This is a genomic window from Nocardia puris (assembly GCF_036051655.1).
GTDB lineage: Bacteria > Actinomycetota > Actinomycetes > Mycobacteriales > Mycobacteriaceae > Nocardia > Nocardia puris.
On sequence record NZ_CP107943.1, the window covers coordinates 5,743,694 to 5,770,448 of the forward strand.

The 26,755-nt window shown below is 66.3% G+C and carries 24 protein-coding genes and 2 pseudogenes; 15 read left to right on the forward strand and 11 right to left on the reverse strand.

Going from position 1 to position 26,755, the window contains the following annotated elements:
* Positions 1-13: 13 nt before the first annotated feature.
* From OHB21_RS26475 to OHB21_RS26490, 4 genes are all read right to left on the reverse strand, one after another.
* The gene (locus OHB21_RS26475; protein ID WP_228801739.1) at positions 14-1,042 is read right to left on the reverse strand and encodes an abortive infection family protein; all 1,029 of its coding nucleotides are present in this window, start codon (positions 1,040-1,042) and stop codon (positions 14-16) included.
* On the reverse strand, positions 1,039-1,830 hold the full coding sequence (locus OHB21_RS26480; protein ID WP_195126834.1) for a hypothetical protein: 792 nt from the start codon (positions 1,828-1,830) through the stop codon (positions 1,039-1,041). Before OHB21_RS26480 ends, OHB21_RS26475 begins: the two co-directional genes overlap by 4 nt.
* Positions 1,831-2,162: 332 nt before the next feature.
* Positions 2,163-2,585: a hypothetical protein gene (locus OHB21_RS26485; protein WP_195126835.1), complete on the reverse strand. Its 423-nt coding sequence runs from the start codon at positions 2,583-2,585 to the stop codon at positions 2,163-2,165.
* Positions 2,586-2,691: 106 nt separating this feature from the next.
* Entirely contained in the window at positions 2,692-3,927 is a 1,236-nt protein-coding gene (locus tag OHB21_RS26490; RefSeq protein ID WP_324192332.1) for a tyrosine-type recombinase/integrase, read from the reverse strand.
* Between the two features lie 106 nt (positions 3,928-4,033).
* On the opposite strand from OHB21_RS26490, the pseudogene OHB21_RS37770 reads away from it, so the two are divergent.
* Both OHB21_RS37770 and OHB21_RS26500 read left to right on the forward strand, forming a co-directional pair.
* Positions 4,034-4,352: pseudogene (locus OHB21_RS37770) on the forward strand (transposase); the annotation flags it as partial.
* A gap of 142 nt (positions 4,353-4,494) precedes the next feature.
* Positions 4,495-5,127 (forward strand): hypothetical protein, encoded by a 633-nt coding sequence (locus OHB21_RS26500; protein WP_067514885.1) that lies wholly within the window; start codon positions 4,495-4,497, stop codon positions 5,125-5,127.
* A 394-nt stretch (positions 5,128-5,521) separates the two neighbouring features.
* Here OHB21_RS26500 and OHB21_RS26505 read toward each other — a convergent pair whose 3' ends face one another.
* Positions 5,522-8,269, reverse strand: a complete 2,748-nt coding sequence (locus OHB21_RS26505) for an ATP-binding protein (protein WP_067514838.1) — start codon at positions 8,267-8,269, stop codon at positions 5,522-5,524.
* 119 nt (positions 8,270-8,388) lie between these two features.
* On the opposite strand from OHB21_RS26505, the gene OHB21_RS26510 reads away from it, so the two are divergent.
* Genes OHB21_RS26510 through OHB21_RS26520 form a run of 3 tightly spaced genes read left to right on the forward strand, consistent with a single transcriptional unit; the run spans position 8,389 to position 10,987 of the window.
* A complete protein-coding gene (locus OHB21_RS26510) occupies positions 8,389-9,330 on the forward strand; it encodes an alpha/beta hydrolase (protein ID WP_067514840.1) in 942 nt (313 codons plus the stop codon).
* Positions 9,330-10,184 carry an alpha/beta hydrolase gene (locus OHB21_RS26515; RefSeq protein WP_067514842.1) on the forward strand — a complete coding sequence of 285 codons (855 nt, stop codon included), beginning with the start codon at positions 9,330-9,332 and terminating at the stop codon, positions 10,182-10,184. The genes OHB21_RS26510 and OHB21_RS26515 overlap by 1 nt, the downstream gene beginning before the upstream one ends.
* Positions 10,181-10,987 (forward strand): alpha/beta fold hydrolase, encoded by an 807-nt coding sequence (locus OHB21_RS26520; RefSeq protein WP_067514844.1) that lies wholly within the window; start codon positions 10,181-10,183, stop codon positions 10,985-10,987. Before OHB21_RS26515 ends, OHB21_RS26520 begins: the two co-directional genes overlap by 4 nt.
* 255 nt (positions 10,988-11,242) lie before the next feature.
* Here OHB21_RS26520 and OHB21_RS26525 read toward each other — a convergent pair.
* Together OHB21_RS26525 and OHB21_RS26530 are read right to left on the reverse strand one after the other, a co-directional pair.
* A pseudogene (locus OHB21_RS26525) lies at positions 11,243-12,407 on the reverse strand (IS3 family transposase).
* A gap of 253 nt (positions 12,408-12,660) precedes the next feature.
* Entirely contained in the window at positions 12,661-13,461 is an 801-nt protein-coding gene (locus OHB21_RS26530; RefSeq protein WP_067512591.1) for a hypothetical protein, read from the reverse strand.
* Between the two features lie 509 nt (positions 13,462-13,970).
* Between OHB21_RS26530 and OHB21_RS26535 the strand changes: the two genes are divergently transcribed.
* Both OHB21_RS26535 and OHB21_RS26540 read left to right on the forward strand, forming a co-directional pair.
* Positions 13,971-14,849, forward strand: coding sequence for a hypothetical protein (locus OHB21_RS26535; RefSeq protein ID WP_195126731.1), 879 nt, complete (start codon positions 13,971-13,973; stop codon positions 14,847-14,849).
* A 190-nt stretch (positions 14,850-15,039) separates the two neighbouring features.
* Positions 15,040-15,567, forward strand: coding sequence for a TetR/AcrR family transcriptional regulator (locus OHB21_RS26540; protein ID WP_228815628.1), 528 nt, complete (start codon positions 15,040-15,042; stop codon positions 15,565-15,567).
* Positions 15,568-15,577: 10 nt separating this feature from the next.
* Here the strand turns inward: OHB21_RS26540 and OHB21_RS26545 are convergent, their stop codons facing one another.
* Together OHB21_RS26545 and OHB21_RS26550 are read right to left on the reverse strand one after the other, a co-directional pair.
* A complete protein-coding gene (locus OHB21_RS26545) occupies positions 15,578-16,222 on the reverse strand; it encodes a CoA transferase subunit B (RefSeq protein WP_067512587.1) in 645 nt (214 codons plus the stop codon).
* On the reverse strand, positions 16,219-16,965 hold the full coding sequence (locus tag OHB21_RS26550; RefSeq protein WP_195126754.1) for a CoA transferase subunit A: 747 nt from the start codon (positions 16,963-16,965) through the stop codon (positions 16,219-16,221). The genes OHB21_RS26545 and OHB21_RS26550 overlap by 4 nt, the downstream gene beginning before the upstream one ends.
* A 215-nt stretch (positions 16,966-17,180) precedes the next feature.
* Here OHB21_RS26550 and OHB21_RS26555 point away from each other — a divergent pair, with 215 nt between their 5' ends.
* Positions 17,181-17,960, forward strand: coding sequence for an IclR family transcriptional regulator domain-containing protein (locus tag OHB21_RS26555; protein ID WP_195126732.1), 780 nt, complete (start codon positions 17,181-17,183; stop codon positions 17,958-17,960).
* Positions 17,961-17,976: 16 nt separating this feature from the next.
* A complete protein-coding gene (locus OHB21_RS26560; RefSeq protein ID WP_067512581.1) occupies positions 17,977-19,185 on the forward strand; it encodes an acetyl-CoA C-acetyltransferase in 1,209 nt (402 codons plus the stop codon).
* 199 nt (positions 19,186-19,384) lie between these two features.
* Here OHB21_RS26560 and OHB21_RS26565 read toward each other — a convergent pair whose 3' ends face one another.
* A complete protein-coding gene (locus tag OHB21_RS26565) occupies positions 19,385-19,663 on the reverse strand; it encodes a hypothetical protein (RefSeq protein WP_147266019.1) in 279 nt (92 codons plus the stop codon).
* Between the two features lie 52 nt (positions 19,664-19,715).
* Positions 19,716-20,447 carry a cupin domain-containing protein gene (locus tag OHB21_RS26570; protein ID WP_067512579.1) on the reverse strand — a complete coding sequence of 244 codons (732 nt, stop codon included), beginning with the start codon at positions 20,445-20,447 and terminating at the stop codon, positions 19,716-19,718.
* 396 nt (positions 20,448-20,843) lie between these two features.
* Here OHB21_RS26570 and OHB21_RS26575 point away from each other — a divergent pair, with 396 nt between their 5' ends.
* The 6 genes from OHB21_RS26575 (at position 20,844) to OHB21_RS26600 (ending at position 26,662) form a co-directional block, all read left to right on the forward strand.
* Positions 20,844-21,716 carry an NAD(P)-dependent oxidoreductase gene (locus OHB21_RS26575; RefSeq protein WP_067512577.1) on the forward strand — a complete coding sequence of 291 codons (873 nt, stop codon included), beginning with the start codon at positions 20,844-20,846 and terminating at the stop codon, positions 21,714-21,716.
* 14 nt (positions 21,717-21,730) lie between these two features.
* Positions 21,731-22,132 carry a nuclear transport factor 2 family protein gene (locus OHB21_RS26580; RefSeq protein WP_195126733.1) on the forward strand — a complete coding sequence of 134 codons (402 nt, stop codon included), beginning with the start codon at positions 21,731-21,733 and terminating at the stop codon, positions 22,130-22,132.
* A complete protein-coding gene (locus OHB21_RS26585) occupies positions 22,129-23,205 on the forward strand; it encodes a maleylacetate reductase (protein WP_067512573.1) in 1,077 nt (358 codons plus the stop codon). The genes OHB21_RS26580 and OHB21_RS26585 overlap by 4 nt, the downstream gene beginning before the upstream one ends.
* Complete coding sequence (locus OHB21_RS26590; RefSeq protein ID WP_067512571.1) at positions 23,202-24,086, forward strand: intradiol ring-cleavage dioxygenase; 885 nt, start codon at positions 23,202-23,204, stop codon at positions 24,084-24,086. Before OHB21_RS26585 ends, OHB21_RS26590 begins: the two co-directional genes overlap by 4 nt.
* Positions 24,087-24,278: 192 nt before the next feature.
* Entirely contained in the window at positions 24,279-25,517 is a 1,239-nt protein-coding gene (locus tag OHB21_RS26595) for an MFS transporter (RefSeq protein WP_067512569.1), read from the forward strand.
* Between the two features lie 80 nt (positions 25,518-25,597).
* Positions 25,598-26,662: a zinc-dependent alcohol dehydrogenase gene (locus OHB21_RS26600; RefSeq protein ID WP_324192291.1), complete on the forward strand. Its 1,065-nt coding sequence runs from the start codon at positions 25,598-25,600 to the stop codon at positions 26,660-26,662.
* Positions 26,663-26,755: the final 93 nt, after the last annotated feature.

Consider the following 26,755-nt stretch of genomic DNA (forward strand, 5'->3'; position numbering starts at 1 on the left):
TCATCAAAGCTGCTCATGGTGTTGTAACCCCTGAACCGTTCGTGCTAGCCAACTTCTGGCGCTTGATGCGGTCGTTGTAAGTCTCGAAGAGAAAGACCGCAAGCGTCGATGCTGCGCCGACAACCAACCGAGCATGCCGCGGTCCGAGACCGCCGCGTCCCGTCGCCTTGCCATGTCCTGTTCCGTAGGTGTTGCGCAGTTCCGCCACTCCGGCTGTCAGATTGCCGAGGCTGCCCAAGACTCGTTTAATCGCGTCAGCCGCTGCTGCAGTCGAGTCGACAGAGTCTGGAGCAAGCTGCAGATGCTTAGTTGTCTCGCGTAGAAGCTGCGGGACATCCCATTTCTTGTCGATCTGCACGCCGATGGCTTCAAGAACCGTCTTGCAAGCTGTTTCGATAAGCTCTTTTGCCGTGCCGATCGCAAGCTCTGGATCAGAGTCGATGGCTGTTTCCATCCGTGTAATCTGCCGGACGAGGTAGTCGATGTCGCCCGCCGCAACATGCTTCGTCACCTGCTTCACTGGACTCGGCACTGTCAGCGTGCTCCGGGCAGCGAACACAGGACGACCCGAGATCTGTGCAACCTCGGCGAGCTCCCAACCATCCATGCGGAGGTGACGGTTGTACATTCCTACGAGAGTGAGGGCTTCGTCCCGATCTGGACGCGCCACAGGGTGTGCTGTCATAGCCAAGAAGGCAAGGAGCTTCTCATCGCTACGACCGAGTTCAAAGCGGTCGTCCGTGAACACCCATTCGTCATCCCAGTCGTAGTTGTTGATCCGGTGTTGCCAGATGTCACCGTCGGCGTGTTCGAAACGGGGGTCATACGAAGGCATCTGGTCGAGGGGATACAGCCGAGCGAGGAAGGTCGGCTCTTCCAGACGCCCAGCCCACCAGATCTTGCCAAGACGCAGCTCGTCAAGGATCGCCTGACGAGTAACCTCAGTTATCCGCATGGAAGGACCGTACGTGGAATCACCGACGCCAGCCGAGTGGTTTTTGGATGATCCGTGATCAATCATTCTAAGCCCCTTGACCTTCATCCATGCAACCGCCTGACCCGGGCACCAATAACCTCTATATTCTTTGACTGTTTCAGTAAACGTTCACATACGCTCATTGCGAGATCCACCGACGAAGCACTTACCGGTTTAAGGCTGTGCATCCAATCGTTTCTCAATTTCCGGACGGATGATATATCATCATACAAATCTTTCGAGATGTAGCCCAGAAAAGACAGCATTTCCGCTATGACCGATGCGGTGAATGTGCGGCCGTCACTTAGCCGCTTCCTCCGAGTGTGGTCAATAAAGGTGCTACCATGCGTCGATTTGATATTCTCTTGCATCATCGTCCACAAATCATTGAGCAATCTTTCGGTGATTGTCCAACAGTTAATGAGGCTAAAGTTGTGATTATGGTCTTGGTAGGCCTTGCTTCCCCTAAGGAATAGGTCTAAGAGAAGAACTCCTTCAGCTCCATGTTCGATCATTACTTGTGACAAGTTCTCGGCAGCCCCGTCGACTGCTTCATGACTAATTGCGGGGCCACGCATGCTGATGCGATCATCCAGGCCAAATGGCAGCCCAACCTGATATGATGACGGAAACTTGGCTGTGGCAAGATAGCTTACTCGCTGATTTCCAAAACCCATATTCGTTGTATCGTCGATACTATCCAAGGAGAGGGTGAGCTCGGGCGTGATGACCATCCGCTCCAGGCTGAGTCTTCTCGTTTTAAGCTCATGCGTGTAAAGTAACGCCAAGTAGGCATTAATAATGTACGTGCGCTGGATTACGGCATTTGCGTCGTCCTCGAAGCTGTCGTCCATGTCTGCGATGCTCGATCGGGTGCAATACGGTATGTCCGCGAAGTCGAATGCGAAGACGCCCTCTAGAGTTGCTCGCATTTTCAGGCCGCAGTCCAGATCCTTGCGGAGGACCGTGGAGTCAAACCTATCAAAGTCTACGCTTAGCTCAGCGCCGATAGGCGACTCAGACAGCCATACGGGAGGATCATGATAAATGCCGGTCACATTTCTATTCATTTTCTACCATTCTAATACACACTAATGCAGTCGTGGTAATGGATTACGGGCAGTTGGATCGACCGCGCGCTACTTGGCTCTATAATCGTCTAATGCAACAGCTTGAGACTCACTCGCTAGGTCCGTTCTTCGGTTCGCGGAAGAACTCGCTCCATCAGTGCCATGAGGGCAGATAAGAAATCTGTTATTCGCTGCACCACAGACTCGAACGCTTCCAGGTTGGTCATATCGGTAATACCTAAATCTGCCCGCGCTCGGGGAGCCTGAGATCCGGCAAGGTGGGCGACGCCGCCTTGTGATCGGAAGTCCCAAAGCTTCCGAAGTATGGCGGTGCAATTGTCCTCATCGCCGAGCTCCTCGGTGAAGCGTTGGAGTAGGCTTAGCGACTTCTCATCTTTGTTCGCTCCACCGAGATACGTTTTCAATGGCGCCGGATTAATTGCGTCGACCATCGCTATTGGAAGAATCAACAGAGACTTACCCAACGATGCAGGGTCCTCATTGAGTGGTCCGACCATAGATTCGAACTGTGTTGCCACGGGGACGCTCCGTATACCCAGGGATGGAGGGAATGCTCACTTGACGAGGATACGGCGAGGCACCGACAGACCCCGGTGGAACCAAGATGCGGTGGTCGCATTGCAATCAGCGTGTCGATGGCCGCATCTCGACGCCTCGTCCACGCAACGCGGTCCAGACACTTCCCTTCCCCTTCCCGAGCTTCTCCGCGATGGTCTTGAGTGAGTCGCCCGCTTCGTAGAGCCGGGCGGCTTGGTTGATCTCGTCCTTGGTCATGGGTTGGAAGCGGGTCTGAACGCCATGCTCATCAAGGATCTTGAGCAGGCTGCCCTTCGAGATGCCGTGCTGCTTGCAGAGTTGGTTGGTTGAGGCACCTTCGCGGTATCCCGCAACGATCTCGGCGATGGTGTCTTGGGTGAAACGGTGAGCGATCGGCGAGGTTGGACAGGCGTTGTACCTGGTTGGCGTGGGGATGTGGTTTCGAGCAGCTTCACGAGGCTGCGAAGTTGGGTGGCCTGCGGATGGTTTGAGAGGTTTCCAAGGAGGGCGACACACGAAAACCCCTCCTGACCAGCGCAGGAGGGGTTTTCTGTTCAGCGGACGGCCCTGAGGTTTGGGGCCGATTTTGGGGCCAGTTCGCCCGCGTAGATGTTGAGAGAGCCTCTCGCCGTCCTCGCGTAGCGCTTCCATGTCGGGATGCAGGTACCGCTGCGTAATCCGCGGATCGACGTGACCGGCGATGCGCTGCAACCGGTGCAGCGGAACACCGGAGTCGGCGAACCAGGTCAATCCGGTGTGCCGGAGATCGTGCCGCCGGAGATGCTCGAACCCGAGCGCGGTGACGACCTCGTCCCATTGCGTCGCGTCGCGCAGGACACCTGTAGCGATCCGTCCACCGCGAGGGCCTACGAACACCCGAGCGCCAAGGAAGGCGGTCCGGAGTTCATCGTCGGTCGCTCCTCGGTGTTCCCGCTCGACGCGGGTGCGAGCGTCGTTGATTCGCTGGAGGATGAGCGGGCGAATTTCGGCGATAAGAGGAATCGATCGGCGCCGCCTGCCCTTGGTGCCTTTGTCCATGAGCCCGCCAGGCCCTGGTGTCGTCTGCCGACGTAACGTCCACACCCACGAATCGGTGTCGATATCACCCACCCTGCAACCCGATACCTCACCGATTCGCGTTGCTGTGCACGCCGCGAACATCACCACATCACCCCAGCCCTGGTACCGGTCAGCCGATGCGGCGACCAGTGCCGCGGTAAGTCGTTCCAAGGCAGCCCAATTCGGTAGTGCCAGCGATCTCGGATCGTCGACCTCGTCCTCGGTCCGGCGGTATTGCCTTTGCCAGCCGACAACATTCACCACATTCCGAGGAATGATCTCATCACGGACCGCCTGGTCGAGGACCCGTCCAAGCGCGGCGAGGGTGTTCTTGATCGTCGAAACACTGGGCCGAGATGAGCAAGGATCTCAACCTGTCTATATCGCGCCGACCGAGGCCGCTGCCAAGGAACGGTTCACCGAGTTCGCTGCGAAGTGGGGACCGCGGTACCCGGCGAATCGTCTGCTCCACCAACGCCATCGAGTCATTGAACGCCCGCTACCGGCGCGCGATCCGCGCCCGCGGGCACTTTCCGACCGAACAGGCCGCACTGAAATGCCTGTATCTGGTGACCCGATCCCTCGACCCCACCGGACGCGGCCGGGCACGATGGATGATGAGGTGGAAACCGGCCCTCAACGCCTTCGCCATCACTTTCGAAGGCCGGATCACCCCGACCGGAAACTAGCAACCACCGAGGTCGGATCCACCGCTAATCCGACAGTCCCGGCGATCGCGGTGGGAGAGGGGTGAGCCGCGATCGACGTGTGTGGCGCGACAAGATCAACGGGAACTCAGGGCGTGGGAGTGCGGCGAGGAGGTCGGTGAACATGGCAGTGGCAGAGGACGATTGGACGGTCGTTCCCGGAAAGGGGCTGGGAAGGCTCGTGTTCGGGATGTCTCCGGCGCAGGTCGACGCGATGTCGGATGCGTATGGTGTCGTTGCCGGGCGGAGGGATGGCCGTGTTCCCGACGATGTTCTGCGTGACACGTTGGAGAAGTTCGGTACCGGGATGAGCGATGAGGAGAAGCAGGCCCTCATGGCCGTCCATGCGACCAGTGGCCCGCCTGCTGACTGTGTGATCGAAACACGTAGTGAGTCGGGAATTGTTCTGGGTTACAGGTCCGGCCGGCTGATGGAGATCATGTCGGCTGACGATCAGCATCCGCTGTTCCTGGATGGCAAGGATGTGCTGTCGCTCGATGGGTTGGAGGCCCTGGCGTTGCTGGAGCGGCTGAACGGTGGCCCTGGGCGTTACTGCGGTACGGAGGGGGCGTTCGACGCCCTTGCCATTTCGGTGGACGGTTTCAGCGTCACCGACCGGGATACGGGCGTGCAACCGCTGGAGGGAGCTGACGCGCGGTTTCGAGCGCGGACGGTGACCTTGCGGCCCGAGCCGTATCGGCCTGGGGCCGAGACAGATCGGCTTATCGTGCAGTCGGTCTCGGGGAACCTGACGTAGTCCTGTCTCCGAGGGGGTCCTCGACAGCCTCGACGACGGCTGTTGCATCGACTTCGTCATCGGCTGCGTTCCAGCCCAAGTGTGGCGTCGGGTGCCTGTGGAACCGCGACGGTGCCGGGTCGGTTCGGGTTGGCGGCGGTGGGTGGGGAACCACCAGTTGTGGCGGCCGAAGGCGGCGATGAGCGCAGGTACGAGGAGTCCGCGGAGCGGTTCGGTGCTGGGACGAGGGTGACGTCGAGGAGGATGCCGAGGGCGACGCCGCACAGGAGGCGACTGCCGGACCGTGGCGGCGGGCTCGTCCGGATGGACATCAGCACCGACGAACTTCCTGACGGTGTCGAATTGTTCGCACACGGTTCGTACTGGCGAGGGGAGAACGGCATTCGTGTGGTGGTCAGAACCGGTGCTGTAATTCGCGGCGGGAGGTGATGTCGAGTTTCCGAAAGATTTTGCGCAGGTGGTATTCCACGGTTGCGGTGCTGAGGAACAGTTCGGCGGCGATCTGTTGGTTGGTGATGCCGGTGGCGGCGAGATGCGCGATCTGCAACTCGCGTGCGGTGAGGGCGTAGGCGTTGTCGGGGGTGCGTTCACGCGCGGTCTCACCGGTGGCGGCCAGTTCGGTGCCGGCGCGGTCGGCGAAGGCCGCCGCGCCCATGGCGTCGAACAGTTCCAGAGCACTGCGCAATTGGTTGCGTGCGTCTCGGCGGCGTCGGCGGCGGCGCAGCCATTCGCCGTAGAGAAGGCGAGTGCGGGCGATCTCGGTTGCCGAGGGTGTCGGCTCGAGCAGGGCCAATGCTTGCAGATACAACGGCTCGGCCTCGCTGTCGACGGCCAGCAGCGCGCGGCTGCGGGCCAACACACCCATCGCCCACGGGGTTCCGCTGGCGGTGGCGCGTGCGGTGAGGCGGACCAGGGCTCGTTCGGCGGCGGGGGTGTCGTTGTTGCGGACGGCCGCTTCGATCAGGTCTGCCAGGACCATGCCCCCGAAATGGGGTGGGTCCTCGTCGAAGACGACGGTCGCGGCGACCTGCGCGGCAGCGTACTGGCAGCGGCCCAGGTGCAGGGTGATCTGGGCGTGGCGGGCGATCTGCACCTGGAGTCCGCCGGGGCGTTCGGCGTCGAGTCCGGCTTGCACGGCGACCGCCGCCAGGGTGGGTTCCTCGTCGCCGCGCCACCCGTGGAGGAGCGCGTCGCTGGTGTTCGCGTAGCGCAGGTCCGCGCCGATCGCGGCGGCGATGTCTTTGAACTCGGCGTAATGGGCTGCGGCGGTGGTGAATCGGCCGCAGAGCAGGGCGTGTGTCGCCAGGCCGTGCGTGGCGGCTTGGAGGATGCGTAGGGTGCCGTGGCGGCGGGCGGTGGCGGCGTAGCGGCGTGAGCATTCGCCGAGGGCGTCGATGTCCCAGAGTTCGAGGGCGAGCAGCACGCCGAGCAGGAACCAGCGTGCGGCGTCGGTGTTCTCGGCGCCGTCGGCGAGCAGGGCCGCCAGTGCGCGTCGCATGTGCGGCACAGCGGTGGTGTAGTCGTCGCCGACGAGGTGGGCGTGCGCGGTGAGCAGCAGGTCCTCGAGTGTGGGCGTGCCCGGCGGATGTGGCAGCTCGAGGGCGGACTGCGCGACGCGTCGCGCAGTCATGTCCCCGCCGATGCGGGCTACCACCGCGACCGCGTCGAAGGCTTCGAGCAGGGTGTCGCGAGCAGTGCGGGTGTCGTGGTCGGCGAAGAGCATGGCTGCGTCGTGCAGCAGGGGCACCGCGCCTTCGCGGCCGAGCATGACGTTCAGGAAACCGCGCAGTCGCATCGCGTACGCGTCCAAGACCGCAATCCCGAGATCGGGGACCAACTGGTCGAGCAGCTGTTCGGCCAGGAACGGTGCTCCCGCGGTGAGGGCCGCGCCGGCCGCGGCGAGCAGCCGCCCGTTGCGTTGGACAGCAACCGGACTCAGTTCAGCGGCGGTGCGCAGGAAGGTGGCCTGGGCCAGGTAGCCGCCGCGCTCGCGGGCCCGATCGGCGGCCGTCTCCACCTCGGCGGCCACCTCCTCGTCGGGTTCCTCGGTCGCCGCGGCGCGATGCCAGGCGCGTCGATCGCTGTCGGTGGCCGGGTCGGTGGCTGCGGCCAAGGCCGCATGTGCCCGGCGTCGCCGGTTCGGAGTGGCACCGTTGTAGACCGCGGAGCGGATCAGAGGATGCCGAAAATCGGTAGTGGATGAGTCTGCTCCGAGCACGACCAGATCGGCGCGGCGCGCGTGGTCCAGCGCGGCGTCGAGCGCCTCGGAGGTGGCCTCGCTGAGCAACCCCGCCGCCCGCCGCAGCACATTGCGGTCCCCGCCGGAGTTCGCGGCCAGGATCAGCAGAAAGTCCTGGGCGGCTGTGTCGAGACGGTGCACTTGGCGCAGGAAACGCGCCTCCAGCCTGCGGTCCAGGGGCAGCAGATTCCCGAGTTCGGGGCGCAGCGGTGTGCCCTCGTCCAGGCGGCGCGCCAGTTCCACGATGGCCAGGGGGTTACCGCCGGTTTCGGGGAGCAGAGCTGCGGTGATCACGCCATCGATGCGGGTGCGCAGTTCGGTGTCGAGCAACTCGGCTGCGTCAGGATCGGCGAGCCCGTCCAATTGCAGTGCGGGCAGGCCTGTCAGCAGCTCCTCGCCGGTGCCGTGCCGGCGAGCACCGAACAGCAGGACCACGCCCTCGGCGTCCAACCGGCGTGCCACAAATCCCAAGACCCGCAACGATTCGCGGTCCAGCCACTGCGCGTCGTCGCAGACCGCGAGCAGCGCGCGATCGGAGGCGGCGTCGGCCAGCAGCGACAGCGTGGCCAGCCCGACCAGGAACAGGTCCGGTGCCGGACCGGGCAGCAGGCCGAACGCGGTCTCGAGGGCGCCGCGTTGCGGGCTCGGCAGCCGGCCCCGCTCGCCCAACAGCGGCCGCAGCAACCGGTGCAGGCCCGCGAAGCTCAGATCCTGTTCGGCCTCGACCCCGGACACCGTGGTCACCTGCAGCGCCGCCGCGTCGGCTACCGCCTGTGTCAGCAAGGCTGTCTTGCCGATCCCGGCCGCACCTGTCACGACCAGCACACCGCTGATACCGGATCCGGCCCGATCCAGCAGTCCGGCGATCTCGGCGAGTTCCGCTTTGCGGCCGAGCAACACCATGGTCACAATCTAGCGTTGACCTGGCGTCGCCGCTGGTGACTAGGGATGGTCAAGGATTCGAAGACCCCGGGAATCGGCAGAAACTGAGGAGCCATCGAATCCGAGCCAGGAGGTCTGCGATGAGCAAACCCGTACTGGAACCGGCGGCCCAGGCGTTCGTCGACGCCACCGCCAATCCGCCCTACCTGTTCGACCTGGGCCCCATCGAGGGCCGCGCAACCGTGGACGAGGTGCAATCCCCCGAGATCGAGGTGCCCGGCACCAGCCGGACGGCGATCACCGACCCCGACCTGACCATCTTCCGGCCCACCGCAATCGCCGGTCCGCTGCCGGTGATCCTCTACCTGCACGGCGCGGGATGGGTCTTCGGCAACGACCACACCCACGGCCGCCTCGCCCGCGAACTCGCGCTCGGTGTCGGTGCGGGAGTGGTGTTCGTCAACTACAGCCTCTCGCCGGAGGCACGCTACCCCGTGGCCCTCGAACAGGCATTCACCGCGCTGCAATGGATCCGCGACCACGGCACCCAGCACGGGCTGGACGCGAGCCGGATCGCAGTGGCCGGTGACTCGGTCGGCGGCAATATGAGTGCGGCGCTCACCTTACTGGTCAAACAACGCGATGCCGCGCCGCTGGCGGGGCAAGTGCTGTTCTACCCGGTCACCGACGCCTCGTTCGACACCGGCTCCTATCGGCAGTTCGACACCGGCTATTTCCTGCGCCGCGACGCCATGCAGTGGTTCTGGGACCAGTACACCACCGACCCGGCTCAACGCACCGAGATCACCGCCTCCCCGCTGCGCGCGACCAGCGAACAACTCAGCGGGCTACCGGCGGCGCTGGTGATCACCGCCGAAGCCGATGTACTCCGCGACGAGGGCGAAGCCTACGCCGACAAGCTGCGCGAGGCGGGGGTGGCGGTCACCGCCGCCCGCTACGGCGGCATCATCCACGACTTCGTCATGCTCAACGCCCTGCGCGACACCCACGCCGCCCAGGCTGCCATCACCCAGGCCATCGCGTTCCTGCGCGACGTCCTGACCGGGAAGGACACCGAATAATGTTCACCGACCACGATGCTCAGCAGGTCCGACAAGCCAACGACACCGACCGCACCCCGGTGGTGTTCGTGCACGGATTGTGGCTGCTGCCCTCGAGCTGGGAGCGGTGGGCCGAGGTCTTCCGTGCCGCCGGATACGCGCCGGTACTGCCCGGCTGGCCCGACGACCCCGACACTGTCGCCGAGGCCAACGCCCATCCAGAAACCTTCGCCGGCAAAACCGTCGGCCAGGTCGCCGACCACTTCACCGAACTCATCGGGCAGTTGACGAACAGGCCCGTGGTGATCGGGCACTCCTTCGGCGGTCTGCTTGCCCAGATCCTGGCGGGACGCGGGCTTTCCAGTGCGACGGTGGCCATCGATCCCGCCCCGTTCCAGGGCGTGCTGCCGCTGCCCATCTCCTCGCTCCGCGCGGCCGCGCCGGTGCTGAGCAACCCCGCCAACAGGCATCGCGCGGTGCCGTTGACCTTCGAGCAGTTCCGCTTCGCCTTCGCCAACGCCGTCGACGAACCCGAGGCGAAACACCTCTACGAAACCTTCGCCGTGCCTGCACCCGGAGCACCGCTGTTTCAGGCCGCCGCGGCCAACCTCAACCCCTGGAGTGAAGCCAAAGTCGACAGCCTCAATCCCGAACGCGGCCCGCTGCTGCTGATTTCAGGGGAGAAGGACAACACGGTGCCGTGGGCGATCACCAACGCCGCCTACAAGAAGCAGCACCGCAACGAAAAATCGGTCACCGAGATCGTGGAGATGCCGAACCGGGGCCACTCGCTCACCATCGACTCCGGCTGGCGCGAAGTCTGCGACACCGCACTGGGATTCGTGCAGCGCTTCACCACCCAGGACCGGCCATGAGGACCGCCACGCATCGGCTGCGTGGCCTGGTGATCGCCCTCGCCGTGGCCCTCGCCCCCGCTGCGGCCACCGTTGCGGCGACGGCCGCGCCGGTCGCGCCGACCATCGTGCTGGTGCACGGCGCGTTTGCTGACACCACCAGTTGGGACGGTGTCGCCGCCGCGCTGCGCGCCGACGGCTATCGCGTGGTAGTCCCGGACAATCCGCTGCGCGGACCGGCCTACGACGCGGCGGCCGTGCAGCGCAGCCTCGACGAGATCTCCGGCCCGGTGGTGCTGGTCGGGCACTCCTACGGAGGAGCGGTCATCACCCAGGTTCATGACCCCAAAGTGCGAGCCCTGGTGTTCATTGCGGCGTTCGCCCCCGCCGCCGGCGAGATCAACCAGCTCGCGCTCGACCCGATCCGCTTCCCCGGCAGCCGCCTACTGCCACCTGTTCTGCAAGTCGACGTCACCGACGACGCCACTGGGATCGCTGGCAAGAACGTTGACGCCTCCATCGCCGCCGACGACTTCCACGAGGTCTTCGCCCAGGATGTCACCGACACCACGGCAGCGACCATGCTCGCCCACCAGCGTCCGCTGGCGTTGACCGCGAACCTGGAACCGTCCGGCACGCCGGCGTGGTCCACCACACCCACCTGGTACCTCGTCTCGGCTCGAGATCGCGTGATCCCGCCCGCCGCACAACGATTCATGGCAGCGCGTATGCACGCAAACACCAGCGAGCTGGATGCTTCACACGCGTCGTTGGTGTCGCGGCCGGTCGAGGTCGCCGCTGTCGTGAAGGCCGCCACGACGTAGCCGCACACGACAACCTGCAGTAGGGAACAACAATCGCAGGCGACGTCCATCTCATCGGGTGGGCGCCGCCAGGGTTGGGCATCAGGTCTGACCGTCGCGGCCAAGAGTTATCACGGATGTTCCCCCGCTTTCTCGGAGGGCTCTGACTGTGGTCCGATAGGACCGGAAGGAGTCATTCGTGGCAGCACCGAAGAAGTACCCCGACGAGTTGAAGGCGCGGGCCGTGGGGGCTGCTGCAGGATCGGGTGACAGCGGTTATGCAGCCTGTCGGGCTGCTGGAGCCATGATGGTTTCGAATTCGATTGGGGTCAACCGGCCGAGCCTGGCTTGTCGACGACGCCGGTGGTAGGTGCGTTCGATCCAGGTGACGATCGCGATCCGGAGCTGCTCGCGGGTGTCCCAACGCTGTCGGTCCAAGACGTTGCGTTGCAGCAGGCTGAAGAAGCTTTCCATGGCGGCGTTGTCAGCGGCCGCGCCGACACGGCCCATGGATCCGACCATGCGATGACGGTTGAGCGCGCCGACGAATCTCCGCGAGCGAAATTGAGATCCGCGGTCGGTGTGGATCACGCAACCGGACACGTCACCGCGTCGGGCAACGGCATTGTTCACCGCGGTCACCGCCAGTCGAGACTTCATCCGGGATCGATCGAATACCCGATGATCCGGTTGGAGGAGACGTCTTTGACCGCGCACAAGTACAGCTTGCCTTCGCCGGTCTGATGCTCGGTGATGTCACTGAGCCACAGGCGATTTGGTGCGTCGCTGCGGAAGTTGCGCTGTACCAGGTCGTCATGGACGGGCGGCCCCGGTTTGCCGTTCTTGCCACGCCGCGGCTTGCCGAACGCGCTCCACCACCGATTCGTCGAACAGATCCGCCACGCGGTCCGCGCACTCATCGATTCACCGGCTTCGCGGGCTTCGTCGGCGAGAAACCGGTAGCCGAACTCAGGGTCGTCGCGATGCGCGTCGAACAACGCGTTGGCGCGATACGCCTCGGCGAGTTCGCCAGTGGTCACCGGATCTGCCAGCCATCGGTAGTAGGGCTGGCGAGCGAGTTGCAACACCCGGCACGTCACCGCCACAGGGATACCTTCGGCGGCAAGCTCTTTCACGAGCGGGTAGAGCCTTTTCCCGGGATCTGTGCCTGCGACAGATACGCCGCGGCGCGGCGCAGGACCTCGTTCTCCTGCTCGAGCAACCGGATCCGGCGGCGAGCATCCCGCAACTCGACCGACTCACTGCGAGTGGTCCCGGGCTTGTTCCCGTCATCGATCTCGGCTTGGCGCATCCATTTCGACAACGTCATCGGATGAACCCCGAAATCGGCCGCGACCTGCTCCAGGGTCACTCCGTCGTCGCGGTTGCGAGCGACCCGCACGACGTCGTCGCGGAACTCTTTCGGATACGGCGTGGGCACTGCGACATCCTCTCAGGCCTGCCTCTCGGCAAGCCACCTCGGTTGTCACCCACCCCTGCAGCAGCCCCTTCAGGAGTTTTTGCTGTTCGCTGTCCATGAGGGTCTCTTCAGCGGGGATGAGGCCGGTGCCGAGCAGAGAAGACGTGACCGACCTGCCGGTGCGGTCGCGGCGAATGCCAGGCCCGCCCGCCTATGTTCAGGGTCTGTGGTGGTGTTGTTGTGGTGGTGGGTGCGGATGTTTCGGCGGTGAGGGTCATAGCGTGATGGAGGCGTAGGGCGCCGAGGCGATCATCCAGTTGCTGAACTCGCACGCCAGGTGCCATTGGTGCTGGTGGATGTTGCGCGAGGGTACCGACGCCGGAAACTGCACCGTGAGCAGCGCTTCCAGTGTTCCGTCGTTGTCGCGGAACTGGTGGCGTACACCGCCGATGGCCAGTCCGTCGTCGAGGAAGGCGGTTCCGGCGACCTGCACGGGGTAGGCGGGGTCGGGGGCGATGGTGATGTCTTCGGTGCGCTGGTAGTCGACGAGGAAGCGTGAGGCGGCCGGTGACCCGCCGGTCGTTTCGACGACCTCCTGGCGGCCGTCGGGCAGGCCGCGCAGCAAGTAGTGGTCGGGGCACGCCGCGTCCATCGCGTTCTCGTCATTGATCGCGACGAGGTTGTCGAACCATTCGGCGAAACGCTGGGCCGACAGGCCTGGGGCGCACACGTGGGTGGCGGCGTACTTGACCCGGCCGCGGCTCATGGCGACACCGATGCGGGTGATCCGCTCCGAGATGGACAGTTCGCGTTTGAGCATCCCGTAGATCCCGGCGTGCCCGAGTTCGGTTCGCAGCGTGGCCAGTGCTGACCGACGTTCTGGCAATGTGCTGCCGCGCAGTTGAGCGAGGGTGGCTTCGGGCAGGATCTCGCTCACTCCTCGGGTGCCCAAGCGGGCGCGGTACTTGGCCAGCACGGCGTCGGCGCGGCGAGTCTCCCAGTCGAGTACCTGTTCACGCGAGATCTCACGCTCGTTGATCGTGACCTGGACATCGATCGGCTCGCTCGCGGCCATTAGCCCTGCCTCCCTGTGAATGCGTTCGCCAGTTCAGCGATCAAACGCAACTAAATATTGCTTTAAGCATGCGCGTAAAGGCCGGTGACCGCAAGCCCCGGCGCCGCGTGTGTGTCCGGCGGCCCACCCTCGACCGCGGCTGCGAAGCTCTGATGCCGGGCGTGTGCGTCGCTGGTGGATCGTGTGTCCCATGCCATTCGGGGGTTGGTGTGCAACGTTCGTTGCCTCTCGGGTCGTCTGCGGTGCGCGACGCCCCGGGGAAACGTGGTGCGACAGCGCGATTTACGCGAAAGCGCGCGTCGAGGTGGTGAGTGGCGCCGGCGTCCCGGAATGGTGACAGCGGGGCGTTGACGCCAGGCTGCCTGTAGTTACTCATGCGCACTCGGTTGACAACGTGACGTGGATAACCCATTGTGGTCTAACGCAAGAGAGACTTGCGTTTAGTCCTGAGTTCGTGGCCGAGTCACGAGGATGCGAACAACAACCAGGTGCCCGAGAGGAATTGGTCAATGCTGACCAGGAGAAACTTCATGATCGGAGCGGCCGGGACCACGGCGGCCGCCACTGTAGCCGCGGCCTATCTCGGCACCGGCCCGAGCTTTGCGGCGCCTTCGGCTGATACCGGGCTGCGGACCTTCATCGAGGGGGATCTCGTCGAGCAGGGTCGGGTCGTCGAGTGGGAACGTCGGCGGTTGTCGGTGGCGGCGGCTCGATTGCGCCGCGACTACGCCGGGGTGCTGGTCGGTGAACTCGACTCGCTGCTGGCGCGTCTGGAAATTGCTGTCGACGACATCCCGGTCGCGCGTTCGGCGCTGGCGCGGGCGCGGGTTCTGATCGGCCCCGATGGGTTGCGTGAGCTGCTGGCCGGTGAACTCGTCGCTTCCGAGGCTGCGGCTCGCACCGGTGTCGCAGCCTCGGGCGGGCGCTGGCAGTACTCGATCACCGAGATCGCCAGCGACCGGGGTACCGCCCAGGGTTTCCTGGACTGGTTCGACCGGGCACGCAGGATCGACGATCGAGCGGTGTGGACCGACGCGTGCCCGGACCACTACATCATCGCCACGCTGCCCGACGGCCGCCAGGAGGTCGTCGAGGTCACCGGCGGCGCGATGCTGGCCAGCCAGTTCTTCGTCGACTACACCGACAAGTCCAGGCTCATGGTTCCCGCCGACCCCGCGTTTCCGCTGGCCGCGTCCGGGGTGGCATCGCTCGCGGACGGGTTCGTCATCGGCGGTGTCTGCCACCAGTTCCGCGACGAACCCGGTGGCGGCTTCCGCAGCCAGCTCAAGGTCGCCTTCCCGGCCGCACTGCCCGAGCTCTACATCGCCGAACACCGCTGGCACCTGGCCTGCGAATTCGGCAACTGGATCTCGGCCTACCTGCGCTGACCCCCGGCCATCGTCCCCCGGTGCCGTGAGCACGGCTGGGGGCGGAATTCGGCGCTCCCGGATCTGGTCGGGTAGAACGTGGACCATGGTTCAGCACGAGAACGCCGAGGACAGCGCGTCACCCCCGGTTCCGCGCAAGCGGACCGGGGGTCGTTCGGCACGTGTGCGCCAAGCGGTGTTGACCGCCACTTTGGACCAGGTGATCGAGCACGGAATCGAAGGCCTGACCATCGGCGATATCGCCGCCCGCGCCGGGGTCGCCGAAACCACCATCTACCGGCGGTGGGGAACCCGGACCGCGCTGATCGCCGAAGCCGTCACAGAACTCGCCGCCTCGGGCAACCCGGTGCCCGACACCGGTGCTTTGCACACGGATTTGCGCACGCTCGCCGAGCAGGTCGCTCATCTTCTCGAGCGACCCGGCACCGTCCGGCTGGTGGGTACCGCGATCGCGCTTTCGGCCGACCCCGAGGTCGACACCGCACGCCGCCGTTTCTGGGACGAACGCTTCGAGAAGAGCTCGCAGGTGGTCATCAAAGCGATCGACCGGGGTGAGCTGCCCGAGGGTACCGACCCCCGCGAAGTGCTCGAAACGCTGTCCGCGCCGCTGTATTTCCGGCTCCTGGTGGGCGACAAGCCCATCGACGACGCGTTCCTTTCCCGCTGCGTTCAGGACACACTCGCCCGACACGGCAGCCCCGGTTCGCTACCGAACTGAGCCGGCGGGCTCAGCTGAGGGCCAAGGCGACCGTGAAGTCGGCGCCTGTGGCTTCGCGTACCTCGGCGACGGTGACATCGGGGGCGGTTTCGAGGAGTATCAGCCCGGTCGAACAGACGTCGAAGACGGCCATGTCGGTGATGATGCGGTGCACACAGCTCGTTCCGGTCAGCGGCAGGCTGCACCGCTCGACGATCTTGGGTTCGCCGTTGCGTGAACGATGTTCCATCATCACGATGACGCGTTTCGCGCCGTGGACCAGGTCCATTGCCCCGCCCATGCCCTTGACCATTTTTCCTGGGATCATCCAGTTCGCCAGGTCCCCGCGAGCGCTGACCTGCATCGCGCCGAGCACAGCGACATCGACGCAGCCACCGCGGATCATGCCGAACGAGTGGGCGGAGTCGAAGTAGGAGGCGCCGGGCATGACGGTGATCGTCTCCTTGCCCGCGTTGATCAGTTCGGGGTCGACTTCGTCCTCGGTGGGATAGGGACCGACTCCCAAAACGCCGTTCTCCGAATGGAGCACGACACTCACGCCCTCGGGCAGGTAGTTCGGGACGAGGGTCGGCATGCCGATGCCGAGGTTGACGTATTGACCGTCGCGCAGTTCGGCGGCGACACGTGCGGCCAGTTCGTGGCGGGTGCGGCTCATGCGCGGACCGTCCTGTTCTCGATGCGTACCTCGACTCTGCCGACGTGCACGACCCGCTGGACGTGGATGCCCGGGGTGTGGATCTCGTCAGGGTCGAGTTCGCCCGGTTCGACCAGTTCCTCGACTTGGGCGATGGTCACGCGGCCTGCCGCGGCGGCGGGCGGGTTGAAGTTGCGGGCGCTGCGCCGGTAGACGAGATTGCCGTGCCGGTCACCCTTCCAGGCGTGGACCAACGCGAAGTCGGTGACGATCGCCTGCTCGAGTACGTAGGTCATCCCGTCGAAGACCCGGGTCTCCTTGGCGGGGCTCGCGAGTGCGATCCCGCCTGCGCCGTCGTAGCGCAGCGGCAGCCCGCCCTCGGCGACCTGGGTGCCGACGCCTGCCGGGGTGTAGAAGGCGGGAATGCCCGCCCCGCCGGCGCGCATGCGCTCGGCCAGGGTGCCCTGCGGGGTGAGCTCGACCTCGAGTTCGCCGGCCAGGAACTGGCGGGCGAATTCGGCGTTGGACCCCACATAGGAGCTGGTCGTGCGGCGTATCCGGTGCGCGTCGAGCAGCACGCCGAGGCCGGAACCGGAGGTGCCGCAGTTGTTGCTGACCACTTCGAGATCGGTGGCGCCCTGGGCGAGTAGGGCGTCGATGAGCACCTGAGGCACTCCGACGAGCCCGAACCCGCCGACCGCGAGCGAGGCGCCGTCGGGGATATCGGCGACGGCCGCGGTTGCCGTCGCAATGACTTTGTCCATCACGGCACCGATACTAGACGAATCGTTCGCAATGAGTACACTTGTTCGCAGGACGAACACCGAGGTGTGGGTGATGGTGTGAGCTCGCTCCGGCGGCACCGCGCCAGATCACTGCGCAGAGGTTGTGCGCCGTACCCTCAGGCCCGACCGGCGGTCGAGATCCTGCCGCGGGGGCGGATGCCGTCGGTCCACTGGGAGAAGGAGGTGCGCCAGCTATGGCCGAACCGTCGCTGGAGTACGTGCAGTCCCTCGGACGCGGGCTGGCCGTCATCCGATCGTTCGATGCCGAGCATCCCCGGCGCACCCTCAGCGAAGTCGCGGCCGCGACCGAGCTGACCCGCGCGACCGCCCGCCGATTCCTGCTCACCTTGGTCGAACTCGGCTACGTGCGCACCGACGGCGGCCAATTCTGGCTCACTCCAAAAGTTCTCGAGTTGGGCTACAGCTTCCTGTCCAGCCTCGGTCTGCCCGAACTCTCGGGCCCCCATCTCGAGGCACTGGCCGGGAGGGTCCACGAGTCCACGTCGGTGTCGATCCTGGACGGCACCGACATCGTCTATGTCGCCCGTGTCCCGGTCAGCCGGATCATGACCGTCTCGATCGACATCGGCACCCGCTTCCCCGCCTTCGCCACGTCGATGGGCCGAGTCCTGCTCGCCGCCCTCGACCCCGAGGCGCTGGACCGCTATCTGAGTGAGGCAGACCTCGCCCCGATCACGCCCAGCACCATCGCGTCCGCGGCGCAGCTGCGCGCCGAGCTGGAACGCGTACGCGCCCTGGGGTTCTGCGTCGTCGACCAGGAACTCGAACAGGGCCTGCGATCGATGGCCGCACCGATCCGCGACCGGCACGGCGCGGTCGTGGCCGCGGTCAATATCTCCACCCACGCCGCCCGCTACACCGCGAGCGAGGTCCACGACTTTCTGATCCCCGCCCTGCTCGAGACCAGCGCCGCGATCGAGCACGACCTGAGCCAGATACGATCCCACACCTGATCCACGAGGAAGCTCCATGCCCGAAGCTGTCATCTGCCACCCCCTGCGAACCCCGGTCGGCCGGTTCGGCGGCGTCTTCAAAGACCTCACCGCGCAAGATCTCGCCACGACCGTGATCACCGAACTGGTGACACGCACCGGTCTGGCCGCCGAACACATCGACGACGTCATCCTGGGGCAGGCCTCGCCCGGTGCCGAGGCTCCGGCGATCGGGCGTATCGCCGCACTCGACGCGGGACTGGGCGTCGGCGTTCCCGGCGCCCAGGTCGACCGGCGGTGCGGATCGGGGCTGCAGGCCGTGCTGCAAGCGTGCATGCAGGTGCAGACCGGTGGCAGCGATCTCGTGCTGGCCGGGGGAGTGGAGTCGATGAGCCGCACCGAGTTCTACACCGACAGCATTCGGTGGGGCGTGCGCGGCGACGGTCCGGTCCTGCACGATCGCCTGGCCCGGGCGCGGGTCACCGCCGGAGGCAAGAACTTTCCCGTCCCGGGCGGCATGATCGAGACCGCGGAGAATCTGCGCGGGCAGTTCCGCATCACCCGCACCGACCAGGACGCACTCGCCGTGCAGTCGCACCGGCGCGCGGTCGCCGCGCAGCGCGAGGGACGCTTCGACGCCGAGATCGTGCCCGTGACAGTGACGCAGCGGCACAAGGAGCCCATACAGGTGGCGCTCGACGAACATCCGCGCGCTGACACCGACATCCACACCCTGGGCCGCCTGCGCCCGATCCGCGCGGCAGCCGATCCGGACTCGACCGTCACCGCGGGCAATTCCAGCGGCCAGAACGACGGCGCGGCGGTGTGCGTGGTGACCACCCCCCAACGGGCCGCCGAGCTCGGTCTGCAGCCGATGGCGCGCCTCGCGTCCTGGGCGGTCGCCGGCGTAGAGCCTGCCAGGATGGGCATCGGACCGGTCCCAGCGACCGAAAAGGCGCTCGCGCGATTGGGCCTCACGCTCGACGACATGGACGTCATCGAACTCAACGAGGCCTTCGCCGCCCAGACGCTGGCCGTGCTGCGGTCCTGGAAGGTCGACCCCGACGACCCTCGCCTCAATCCGAACGGGTCCGGCATCTCCCTCGGCCATCCGGTGGGTGCCACCGGCGCTCGGATCCTGGCGACCCTGCTGCACGAATTGACGCGCCGAGGCGGTCGCTACGGACTCGAAACGATGTGCATCGGCGGCGGACAGGGCTTGGCGGCTGTATTCGAACGGGTCTGACCTTTCGGTCAGCGCCGTGGCCCTGTCCACCGCGGCAGGGCCTGGACGCGGGCGCGGCTTTCATACACCCGACCGCGGCGCACCGGGTCGAGCATCGTGATGCCCGCCTCCCACAGTGCTCCTAGACGCCGTGTAGGTGGATGCTCGCCCCTGCCTCTACGCGCTTTCCGCCCGAATGAGCTTGCAGGGGCAGCACTGTCTACTTCGTCGGCTTTCCATCGGGCCAGGTCGGCAGGATGTTGCTGTCGGCGAGGTCGCGCATCTGGAGTTCCTGGGCCATGGGGTGCCGCTGGCAACGGCCCTCGATGTGCTGCTTCGGCGAGTCCGCCGCTGAAGGACGGGATGACGCTATCAGCGCCGGGTTGCCCAGCCCAACGCTGATCAGAACAAGGTCGACGACTGCCCCTTTGCCTGCTGGGCTGATGGTGGGACTCGTTGACGGATGTTGTTCATGTGCAAGTGATTCGGTCGGGTCCATGTAGGTGTGCGGCGATGTCGGTGACCAGCCGCCGGTGTCATGCTGCGTGTGTCTAGGCCTCGCGATTGCCCGGCGATGACCGCGCGGTGGCAGCGCCGAGAAGATCGAGTGCATCGACGGCGCTGTTCACCCGAGGTGACCTCCCCGGGGTCGGCTCTCCGAGCTGGGCGGCGACCCATTCCCGGGTCGGGCCGGACTCGTGGCGCCCGGAGACGAACCACACCCCGCGTGCGGGCTGGTCGGTCTGGTTGACATAGATGTGCGGGCGGGTGGAGTCGAACCAGAGCGAGTCGCCTGCGCTGATCGTGTACTTGTCGAACCCGAGCAGCAGCGTGAGTTCCCCGGAGAACAAGTAGGCGTACTCGGTCCCGGAGTGGCGCATGGGCATCCGGTCGACCGAACTCGCCGCACCGGGTTCGTAGGTGACCAGGAGTGCGTCGACGTCGGAGCCCGGTCCGACCGCGAGTTTTTCCCAGCGGACCCCGTTGGCCATCTCGATCACGGGGTTGTCGGTGCCGCGCTGAACAACCTGTCCGCCGGCGTTGTCGGGCGAATCGGCAGGTGGTTGAATCGTGCGCCGGTGCGGGATCCCCAGCAGGTCGTCGAGGGAAATCTCCAGGTGATGGACCAGGGCGTAGAGGGTGCTCACCGAGGGCTGGGACTTGTTGTTCTCGATCTGGGAGAGCTGGCTGGCCGAGATCCCGACCGCCGCGGCGACAGCTCGCAAGCTCGCTCCGCGATCCAGGCGCGCCTGCTTCAGTGCCGGCCCGATTCTGTCCTGCATCAGCGCACCCCTGTCTGCCTATTCATCAACTATCAGTGAACAATAGCGTTTCACTAGCAATGAACATACCCGCTCGGCTGCGAGTGGACGCTCGGCGGCGGTCCAGGGCCGCCCCTTGAGGCGCAAAGTCGTGGCATGGCCGTCCCCGTCGTGCGCGCTACTGAGTGCCAGGACTCCACTGCATAGAACGCCTCAGTGGACAGTGGTTGACATCACTGAAGATGTGTTCAATGATACTGAACATATTTGGTGGTGGTTCTCGCCCCGTTCCCGTCATCGACGACGAAGGAGTCTCGTGTCTTCCCCGCATGAACACACCCCAGCGATCCGGTGGCCGCGGTCTTCCACCGCCTCGATCGACATTGCTCGTGCCGGTTCCGCCGAGCGGGGCTCGACATGTTGATCGGATTCGCCGGCCTGGGCCGGATGGGTAAGCCCATGGCCACGCATTTGGCCGCTGCCGGGCACACCGTGCTCGCCTACGACCCCGTCGCACAGCAGCTGCCCGCGTCGGTGCGTTCGGTCGACACCGCCGATGCGCTGGCCGCCACGGAGATCTCGATCAGCATGCTGCCCGACGGCGCGGCGACCCGTGCGCTGGTCACCGAGGCGTTGTCCGATGTCGCACCGGGCCACCTGCATGTCGTCATGGGAACGGTTGGTCCCGCGGTCGTCCGCGAGCTGGCGGCGCTGTCGTGGATCGAGGTCGTGGACGCGCCCGTCTCGGGCAGCGTGTCGATGGCCGAGGCCGCCACGATCACCACGATGGTCGGCGCCACCACCGCACAGTTCGACAGGGTCCAGCCGGTACTGGCGGCGATGACCGCCAAGCAGTTCCACGCGGGCGCCGCCGGTGCCGGTTCGACGGCCAAGTTGGCGGTCAACGCGGTGCTCGCCGGTCTGAGTCAGGCTGTGGCAGAAGGTGTTCTGCTTGCCGAGGCCGGCGGACTGGACCCCGCCGTCTTCTACGGGATCCTCACCAACAGTGCCGCCGGGGCGCCGTATGTGGGCTACAAGCAACAGGCCTACCTCGCACCGGAGTCCACTCCGGTCGCGGCGCCGGTATCGCTGATCCGCAAGGACCTCGGCCTGGCACTGGATCTGGCCCGCCGCCATCAGCTGTTCTTGCCCGGCGCCGAAGCGGCGTACGGGGTGCTCGACGAGGCGGTGACGGGCGGGCTGGCCGAGGCCGACATGGCTGAGGTTCTGACCGCACTGCGCCGCAGCAACGCCCCCGCCTTCTCCGAAATCATCTCTCCCGCAATGTAGACAGGAGTTCGCTCATGACCGGCGACCCCCTCGCCATCGAGACCGAAGCGACGATCCGCGCCCTCGAGGACGCCCGCTATGCGGCCGTGCTGGCCGGTGACGTCGACGCCTTCGCCGCCTTGGCCCATCCCGAGTTGGTCTACACCCACTCCAACGCGGTGGTCGACACTCTCGACAGCTACCTGGACAAGCTGCGCAGCGGCTTCTACGTGTATCACCGCATCGACCACCCCGTTGACCGGATCGTGATCGCAGGCGACTCCGCGGTGGTCGCCGGACGGATGCACGCCGACATCACCGCGGGCGGGACCCGCAAACAGCTCGGCAACCGCGCCCAGGCGGTCTGGGTGCGCTGCGACGAACAATGGCTGCTCCTGGCCTACAGCCCGACTGTGATCCCCGAGGAGAACCGATGACCACCTTCACCTACGACGGTCTGCCCGGCCGCATCGTCTTCGGCGCGGGCGCGACCCGCACCCGGCTGCCCGGGGAACTGGATCTGCTGGACGCCCAGCGCATCCTGCTCATCGCCACCGACACCGAGGGCGACCTCGCGACCACGCTGTGCGCGCCGTTCGCCGACCGTGTCGCGGCCACCTTCTCCCAGGTGCGCCCGCACGTCCCGGTCGAGGTCGCGGAGCTGGCCCGCAAGGCCGCCACCGAGGCCGACGCAGATCTGGTGCTGTCGGTGGGCGGCGGATCCACCACCGGCACCGCCAAAGCCGTCGCGCTGACCACCGGATTGCCCGTCGTCGCGGTGCCGACGACCTACGCCGGATCCGAGGTGACCCCGGTCTGGGGGATGACCGACCGCGGCCGCAAGACCACCGGCACCGACCGGCGGGTGCTGCCCACGACCGTCGTCTACGACCCCGACCTGACCGCGACCCTGCCGGCCGAGCTCGCGGTCGCCAGCGCCCTCAACGCCGTCGCGCACTGCGTGGAAGCCTTCTGGGCGCCTCGGCACAGCCCGGTGTCGAGCGCGGTCGCCGAGGACGGCATCCGCCACCTCGTCGCCGGTCTGCACGCCATCGACGCCTCCGCGACCGACTCAGCCGCCCGCAGCGATCTGTTGCTGGGTGCCTACTTGGCCGGATCGGCATTCGCCGTCGCCGGATCAGGCCTGCACCACAAAATCTGCCATGTCCTGGGCGGCGCCTTCGACTTGCCTCACGCACAAACCCACGCGATCGTGCTGCCGTACGTGCTGGCCTACAACGCGCCCAACGCTCGCGAGGCCACCGACCGCATCGCGCGGGCACTCGGGCGAACCGACATCGTCACCGCCGTGCGCGAACTGGGCACCGGGCTCGGTGTGCCCGGTGGTCTGGGCAACCTCGGTATGAGCGAAGCCGACATCGACACCGTCGTCGACGACATCACCGCGATCGCCCCCGCCGACAACCCCACCCCGGTCACCGACGATGGCGTGCGCGCTCTCCTGCGGGCCGCGTGGGCGGGGTCCGACCCCGGGGAGACCGCACGATGAGCGCCGAGGACACCCTGACCACCGACCGCGAAGCGGCCGTCACCGCGGAGGTCCTCGACAGTTTCGCCGCCACCCCCGACCCGCGCTTGCGCCAGGTGATGACCAGCCTCGTCCGGCACCTGCACGCCTTCGCCCGCGAGGTCCGGCTCACCGACGCCGAATGGACGGCCGCGATCGAATTCCTCACCCGCGCCGGACATATCACCGACAGTCGGCGCCAGGAGTTCATCCTGCTCTCCGACGTGCTCGGCCTGTCCATGCTCACGGTCGCGATCAACGAACCCGACGCGCCCGGCGCCACCGAATCCACCGTCTTCGGGCCGTTCTTCGTCGACGACGCCCCCGAGATCGCGCTCGGCGGCGACATCGCCCAGGGCGCGGCGGGGGTGGCCTGCCACGTGTCGGGCGAGGTGCGCTCGGTGACCGGAGAACCGATCCCCGGCGCGCGGATCGAGGTGTGGGAGGCCGACGACGACGGCTTCTACGACGTCCAGTACCCGGACGGGCGGACCGCCGGGCGCGGCAGGCTGCGTTCGGGCACCGACGGCGAATACCGGTTCTGGTCGGTACTGCCCTCCCCGTATCCGATCCCGCACGACGGCCCGGTGGGCGATCTGCTCGCCGCCACCGGCCGGGGCCCCATGCGGCCCGCGCACCTGCACTTCCTGGTGAGCGCGCCCGGCTTCCGGACACTGATCACGCACATTTTCCTCGCCGAGGATCCCTACCTGACCTCGGACGCGGTGTTCGGCGTCAAGGACGACCTCGTGGTCGAGGTGTCCTGGCACCACGACACCCCAGCCCCCGACGGCTCCCACCCCGATGGCGACTGGACCAGCATCGCTTTCGACCTCGTCCTCGCCCCGTCGGACGAGCACTAGCCGCGTACCCGCGGCGATTCCTCCGGACGGTATCCGCCCCGGACTTCAACGACCGCGCCACTCGTGGCACGGATCCAACGGACCAGCCCGCGCTCCGGGCCGCTCCACCCCGCTCGGCGACGCTCGTCGCCGCGAATCGAAGATCACCGCTGCCCGGGCGCGCCCCCAGCAGCTCACACTGGAGGTACGACGATGCGACGTACACGTTGGATCGTGCTCGGCGGGTGCTTTCTCGCCTACCTGTTCGATGCCCTGGAAATCGTCCTGCTGTCGATGGGTCTGCCCGCCATCCGCACGGACATGGGCCTGACGGTCACCCAGGGCGGTCTGCTCGCCACCGCGACCCTGGTCGGCATCGGCGTCAGCAGCGTCCTGGGCGGCTACATCGCCGACAACTTCGGCCGCAAGAAGGCCCTGCTCGCGTCCTTGGCGACCTTCGGAGCGTTCACCGCCGCCATCGCGGTCGTGCCGAACTTCGAAGTCTTTCTGCTGCTGCGGTTCTTGGCCGGCATCGGCCTGGGCGCGGTGTGGAGCGTGGTCTCGGCCTACGTGGTCGAGACCTTCCCCGAGCACCAGCGAGGCCGGGCCGCCGCCTTCGTGATCAGCGCGTTTCCCGCGGGCGGAGCGATGGCCGCGACCATCTCCGGATGGTTCCTGCCGGACTGGCGGCTGATGTTCCTGGTCGCCGGCGTCGCGGTAGTGCTGCCGTTCGCCATTGTGGCGATCTTCTTCTCCGAGTCGGCCACCTGGGCCGAGCAGAAGGCCCACAGCACCGACGACGTGGTCTCGGTGCGCGACGTGCTGGGCTCCTCGCTGCGCCGACGCACCCTGCTGGGCACTCTCATGGCGGCGCTGGCGCTGTTCGGCTACTGGGGCGCGATGACGTGGCTGCCCACCTATCTCACCACCGAACGCGGGCTCGACAAGGGATCGGTCGCGCTGTTCGTCACCATCGTCAATCTCGGAATGTTCGCCGGCTACAACGGATTCGGCTTCCTCGCCGACCGCATCGGCCGCCACCGCACCATCGTGATCACCCTGTTCGGCGTCGCCGCGACACTGCCGATCTACGCGCTGACCACCGACCTGACCGTCCTGCTGTGGCTGGGCCCGTGCTTCGGCGCCTTCACCGCCTTCTTCGGCCTGTTCGGTTCCTACCTCGGCGAACTGTTCCCCACCCGTGCCCGCGCCACCGGCGCCGGATTCTGCTTCAACGTCGGCCGCGGCGTCTCGGCGCTGGCACCGTTCATCCTGGCCGGACTCGCCACCAGCATCGGCTTCCAGGGTGGACTGGTGCTCTGCGCGGGATTCTTCGCGTTGGCCGCGGTCGTAGCACTGCTGCTGCCCCGCACCGAAAACGTCACGGCGACCGACAACGCCCCAGTGGAACCAGCCATCGATCCCCGCGACGGAGCCACCGCCAAGGCATGACCCGCCAGGTCCGGGCCGACAGACGGCCGGCCCGGACCTGCACCCCAGTACGAGACATCCAGACGACGAAAGACACCGCTGTGCCATCGACAATGCGAGCCGCCCTCTACCACGGTCCCCGCGACATCCGGATCGAGGAGGTCGCCATCCCAACGCTCAACCCGGGTGAAGTGCTGGTGAAGGTCCTGCGGTCGGGGATCTGCGGCACCGATGCCGGCGAATGGGTCGCCGGGCCCAAGGTCTTTCCGGTGCACCACCGCCACCCGCACAGTGGCCACCTCGGGCCGCTCATCCCCGGTCACGAATTCGTCGGCGAAATCGTGAAGTCCCACCCAGATGCCACGCTCCCGCCCGGCACCCTCGTCGCCAGCGGGGCGGGGATCTGGTGTGGCGAATGCCGCCGTTGCCGCCAAGGCCGCACCAACAAATGCCTGCGATACCGCACTCTCGGGCTCAACGTCCACGGCGGGATGGCCGAATACGTTGCCGTACCCTCCGTCACACTGCGCGCCCTACCTGCCGGACTGGATACCGATCACGCCGCGCTCGCCCAGCCCCTGGCCGTCGGCATCCACGCCGCCCGCCGCGCCGGCGCGGTCACCGGTGACCGAGTCGCGGTCATCGGCGCGGGCGCGATCGGCTCGTTCGTCCTGGCCGGACTGCGGCACCTCGGCGACTACCAGATCGCTGTAATCGACATCGCCGCAACCCGCCAGGCCCGTGCGAAACGCCTCGGCGCGGATATCACCCTGACCGCATCCGACGCACTGCCCGAAGAACTCACCGACGCCTTCGACGGCGCCCGGCCCGACGTCGTGATCGAGGCCAGCGGCGCACCCGGCCAGCTGGCGCTGGCACTGGACCTGGTCACCGACGGCGGCCGGGTCGAGGCCGTCGGCATCCCGAAACAGAAACCCGAGATCGACCTACACTCGATGATCTTCCGCGAAATCACCCTCGAGACAACCCTCGCACACGTCTGCGACACCGACCTGCCCGCCGCGCTGCGGATCCTCGCCGAGAACCCCACGCTGGGACAGGAATTCGCCGAGCCGCCAGTCGGGCTGGAGAGGCTGGGCGACTCCTTGGACCGCCTCGCCGCCGGGCAGGTCGAAGGCAAGGTCCTCATCGACCCCACCTTCTGAGCGGCAGGCACCCCGCACGCCATCGATCGAGGACCGCATCGATAGCCGACTCGGCGGCGCCAACTCTTCTGGGCGCAGGGCGGCTCCCTATGC

Excerpts from the sequence above, each read along its gene's own strand:
- OHB21_RS26475 (WP_228801739.1), bottom strand. The coding sequence starts at position 1,042 with ATGAAGGTCAAGGGGCTTAGAATGATTGATCACGGATCATCCAAAAAC.
- OHB21_RS26480 (WP_195126834.1), bottom strand. The coding sequence starts at position 1,830 with ATGGACGACAGCTTCGAGGACGACGCAAATGCCGTAATCCAGCGCACG.
- OHB21_RS26500 (WP_067514885.1), top strand. The coding sequence starts at position 4,495 with ATGGCAGTGGCAGAGGACGATTGGACGGTCGTTCCCGGAAAGGGGCTG.
- OHB21_RS26505 (WP_067514838.1), bottom strand. The coding sequence starts at position 8,269 with ATGGTGTTGCTCGGCCGCAAAGCGGAACTCGCCGAGATCGCCGGACTG.
- OHB21_RS26510 (WP_067514840.1), top strand. The coding sequence starts at position 8,389 with ATGAGCAAACCCGTACTGGAACCGGCGGCCCAGGCGTTCGTCGACGCC.
- OHB21_RS26515 (WP_067514842.1), top strand. The coding sequence starts at position 9,330 with ATGTTCACCGACCACGATGCTCAGCAGGTCCGACAAGCCAACGACACC.
- OHB21_RS26520 (WP_067514844.1), top strand. The coding sequence starts at position 10,181 with ATGAGGACCGCCACGCATCGGCTGCGTGGCCTGGTGATCGCCCTCGCC.
- OHB21_RS26530 (WP_067512591.1), bottom strand. The coding sequence starts at position 13,461 with ATGGCCGCGAGCGAGCCGATCGATGTCCAGGTCACGATCAACGAGCGT.
- OHB21_RS26535 (WP_195126731.1), top strand. The coding sequence starts at position 13,971 with ATGCTGACCAGGAGAAACTTCATGATCGGAGCGGCCGGGACCACGGCG.
- OHB21_RS26545 (WP_067512587.1), bottom strand. The coding sequence starts at position 16,222 with ATGAGCCGCACCCGCCACGAACTGGCCGCACGTGTCGCCGCCGAACTG.
- OHB21_RS26550 (WP_195126754.1), bottom strand. The coding sequence starts at position 16,965 with ATGGACAAAGTCATTGCGACGGCAACCGCGGCCGTCGCCGATATCCCC.
- OHB21_RS26555 (WP_195126732.1), top strand. The coding sequence starts at position 17,181 with ATGGCCGAACCGTCGCTGGAGTACGTGCAGTCCCTCGGACGCGGGCTG.
- OHB21_RS26560 (WP_067512581.1), top strand. The coding sequence starts at position 17,977 with ATGCCCGAAGCTGTCATCTGCCACCCCCTGCGAACCCCGGTCGGCCGG.
- OHB21_RS26565 (WP_147266019.1), bottom strand. The coding sequence starts at position 19,663 with ATGGACCCGACCGAATCACTTGCACATGAACAACATCCGTCAACGAGT.
- OHB21_RS26570 (WP_067512579.1), bottom strand. The coding sequence starts at position 20,447 with ATGCAGGACAGAATCGGGCCGGCACTGAAGCAGGCGCGCCTGGATCGC.
- OHB21_RS26575 (WP_067512577.1), top strand. The coding sequence starts at position 20,844 with ATGTTGATCGGATTCGCCGGCCTGGGCCGGATGGGTAAGCCCATGGCC.
- OHB21_RS26580 (WP_195126733.1), top strand. The coding sequence starts at position 21,731 with ATGACCGGCGACCCCCTCGCCATCGAGACCGAAGCGACGATCCGCGCC.
- OHB21_RS26585 (WP_067512573.1), top strand. The coding sequence starts at position 22,129 with ATGACCACCTTCACCTACGACGGTCTGCCCGGCCGCATCGTCTTCGGC.
- OHB21_RS26590 (WP_067512571.1), top strand. The coding sequence starts at position 23,202 with ATGAGCGCCGAGGACACCCTGACCACCGACCGCGAAGCGGCCGTCACC.
- OHB21_RS26595 (WP_067512569.1), top strand. The coding sequence starts at position 24,279 with ATGCGACGTACACGTTGGATCGTGCTCGGCGGGTGCTTTCTCGCCTAC.